General features: G+C 64.1%; 3 protein-coding genes. All 3 read left to right on the plus strand.

Annotated elements, in window-relative coordinates; all coding sequences use genetic code 11:
* Nucleotides 1-1,953 (plus strand): chemotaxis protein CheW (locus ACTS2Z_RS01010; RefSeq protein WP_442571373.1); only part of this gene is annotated, 1,953 nt, incomplete at its 5' end.
* A gap of 11 nt (nucleotides 1,954-1,964) precedes the next feature.
* Nucleotides 1,965-2,420 carry a chemotaxis protein CheW gene (locus ACTS2Z_RS01015; protein ID WP_442571374.1) on the plus strand — a complete coding sequence of 152 codons (456 nt, stop codon included), beginning with the start codon at nucleotides 1,965-1,967 and terminating at the stop codon, nucleotides 2,418-2,420.
* Between the two features lie 22 nt (nucleotides 2,421-2,442).
* On the plus strand, nucleotides 2,443-2,718 hold a 276-nt coding region (locus ACTS2Z_RS01020), incomplete at its 3' end, for a response regulator (protein ID WP_442571375.1).

Below are 2,718 nucleotides of genomic sequence, written 5' to 3' on the forward strand. Positions count from 1 at the left end.
CTCGAAACCCTGATGACGACCGTCTCGGAGCTGGTGCTGGCACGCAACCAGCTGCACCAGATCGTTCGGGGCAACGAGGAATCCGAGCTGAAAGGCCCGCTGCAGCGCCTCTCCTCTGTCACCGCTGAGCTGCAGGACGGCGTCATGAAGACCCGCATGCAGCCAGTTGGCGATGCCTGGCGCAAGCTGCCGCGCATCGTGCGCGATACCCAGCAGGATCTCGGCAAGAAAATCCGCCTCATCATGGATGGTGAGGAAACCGAGCTGGACCGTCAGGTGCTTGAGCTGATCAAGGATCCGCTCACCCACATGGTGCGCAACTCTGCCGATCACGGCATCGAGATGCCCGATGTGCGCGCCGCAAAAGGCAAGCCGGAAACCGGGACGATCCGCCTGTCCGCCTACCATGAGGGTGGCGCGATCATCATCAAGATCACCGATGACGGCGCTGGCCTTGATCCGGAAAAGATCCGCGCCAAGGCACTGGAGAAGGGTCTCGCGAGCGCCGACGAACTCGCCACGATGAGCGAGCAGCAGATCCAGCGCTTCATCTTTGCTGCCGGCTTCTCGACGGCTGCCAAGGTCACGAACCTGTCTGGCCGCGGCGTCGGCATGGATGTGGTTCGCACCAATATCGAGCAGATCGGCGGTTCGATCGATCTCACCTCCGAGGTTGGCAAGGGCACCAGCTTTGCCATCAAGATACCGCTGACCCTCGCCATCGTTTCGGCCCTGATCGTGAAGGCGGGAGAGGCGCGCTTTGCCCTGCCGCAACTCGCTGTGCGCGAGCTTGTACGGGCAGGCGAAGGCTCTGCCCACGCGATTGAATCGCTCAATGGCGCGCGGATGATCCGCCTGCGCAACCGGCTCCTGCCCGTGGTCAGCCTGAACACGGTGCTGGGCCTGCCGGAAACCTCCGCCGAAAGCAGTCATGGCTATGTCGTCGTGATCGAGGCGGCAGGGCGCAAGCTCGGCGTTGTGGTCGATGACGTGCTCGACACCGAGGAAATCGTGGTCAAGCCGCTCTCGGCGCAGCTTCGCGGCATCCAGGTCTATTCCGGCGCGACCCTTCTGGGTGATGGCTCGGTCATCATAATTCTCGATCCGAACGGGCTTTCGCAGCAGCTGGCCCATTCGGGCGAAGAGACGCAGGACAAGACCGAGGTGGAAGCCAGCAGCGCCGATCCGTCGCGCCAGCGCCTGCTTCTGGTGCGTGCCGGTCAGGACGATGTGAAGGCGGTGCCGGTCAGCCTGATCACGCGCCTGGAAGAATTCGACGGTTCGAGCATCGAGATCGTCGATGCCCGCCATGTCGTCCAGTATCGCGGACGCCTCCTGCCGCTCGCCCATGCCTCTGGTGTGGACGAGTTCCGCCGCGATGGCCGCCAGCCCGTTCTGGTCTTCTCCGAGGAAGACCGCTCTGCCGGTGTCGCGGTCGACGAGATTCTCGACGTGGTGGAAGAAACCCTCGACCTGCAAATGGGTTCGGAGCGTCCCGGCGTCATCGGCTCTGCGATCATCAAGGGCCGCGCGACCGAGGTTCTCGATATCGCCTGGCACATGGAGCGGGCCTGGTCGGGTTCACCGCAGCGCCCGGCACGCGCGGGACGTCACCCGATCCTGCTGGTGGAACCGGACGCCTTTGCGCGCCGCATGATGGCGCCCCTGCTGGCGGCTGCCGGATACGACGTCACGGTGGTAAGCGGGCTGCACGAGGCGCGCGATGCCGCCCAGATGGGCGCGCAATACGCGGCTCTGGTGGGTGACCCGTCCGCTCTTGATCTGCTGGCGAGCGAAGGTCACTGGCGCGATGTGCCGCGCCTCGGGGTCAGTGATCGCGGGCATGGCGGCTATGGCGAAGGCATGGTCGCGGTCATGCGTCCGGCAGACCGGGGCGGGCTTATTGCCGCGCTCGACCGGGCAGCCCGGACCGGCGAAACCCGCGCAGCGTAAGGAAACGCGATATGGCACTCGATCATCAAAACAGCCGCGAGTTCGTGACGGTCCGCATTGCCGGCCAGCTTTGCGGCGCGCCAGTCAGCGACATCCGCGAAGTCTTTGCACCGCAGGCGATCACCCCTGTGCCGCTGGCCCGGCCCGAGATTGCAGGTCTTCTCAACCTGCGTGGACGGATCGTCACGGTCATCGATGCGCGCATCCGCCTCGGCCTGCCGCCCCGCGAAGCTGGCGCGCCCTGCATGTCGCTGGGCCTCGAGCGCGGCGCGGAGCTTTTTGGCGTTCTCGTTGACGAGGTGGGCGAGGTCCTGCGCCTCGGTCCGGATACGTTTGAGCCGGTTCCTGCCCATATCGACCCCAGATGGCGCGCATTGTTATCGGGCGTTCACCGTCTGGAAACCGGACTTCTGGCGATATTGGACATGGACAGGCTGATTGCCGCCGATATGGCGATGGCAGCCTGAAGCGCGAAAGGCGAACCGGGTTATGAAAACCTGTCTTGTGGTTGATGACAGCCGTGTGATCCGCAAGGTGGCTCGCAAGATAGTCGAAGATCTCGGCTTTACCTGCGAGGAGGCCCAGGATGGCAAGATGGCACTGGACCAGTGCCGCAAGGCCATGCCCGACGCGATCCTGCTCGACTGGAACATGCCGGTGATGAACGGCATCGATTTTCTGGTGACGCTGCGCGCCGAACAGAACGGAAAGCGGCCTGTGGTCGTCTTCTGCACCACCGAAAACGACATGTCCCATATCACCCAG

It is taken from the genome of Glycocaulis sp., assembly GCF_052168375.1.
Lineage (GTDB): Bacteria > Pseudomonadota > Alphaproteobacteria > Caulobacterales > Maricaulaceae > Glycocaulis.